This window comes from Bacillus sp. G16, from assembly GCF_021282335.1.
GTDB lineage: Bacteria > Bacillota > Bacilli > Bacillales > Bacillaceae > Bacillus > Bacillus inaquosorum.
Genome location: NZ_JAJSOZ010000062.1, coordinates 1 through 523, shown reverse-complemented (window position 1 = coordinate 523; position 523 = coordinate 1). Strand labels below are relative to the sequence as shown.

2 pseudogenes are annotated in these 523 nt (G+C 35.0%); both read left to right on the top strand.

From position 1 onward, the window contains the following. Positions 1-170, top strand: a pseudogene (locus tag LWH95_RS21540) (PBSX family phage terminase large subunit); the annotation flags it as partial. Then, a pseudogene (locus LWH95_RS21535) lies at positions 167-523 on the top strand (phage portal protein); the annotation flags it as partial. The pseudogenes LWH95_RS21540 and LWH95_RS21535, both read left to right, overlap by 4 nt.

Below are 523 nucleotides of genomic sequence, written 5' to 3'. Positions count from 1 at the left end.
CATTTAAAGAGTTCGCTTCTTATATATGGGATGAGAAAGCAATACAACGTGGTGAGGATAAACCTTTAAAAGAGAATGACCATCACATGGACGAAACGAGATACTTTGTTAACACGATCATATTTGGATTACGTAAAAAGAAGAAAAGGAAAAGAGGTGAAGCAGCTTGAGTAGAAAAGTAACGGCACGTGTAATTAAATCGAATGTGCCTGGTGGACAAGTTATCTCACGGCAAAAAGAAGCTGAAGATGAACAATTCAATGTTAATGGAATGATAGAACCGCCATATGACATATCTGCATTACTAGTATTAAGTAAGGAAGAAAGTACAATTGTTCCTCAATGTATTGATGCATATAAACGTAACATAGCTGGATTCGGTCATGAATTACAGTATAAGCAACCAGATATTGAAGAAACAGCAGATATGAAAAAAGAATGGGTAATTGTTGATCAAGAGATTATTCCTACATTATCAATTGAAAAGCCATTTAAAGAAGTCTGGGAACAGTTAATTGAGGAC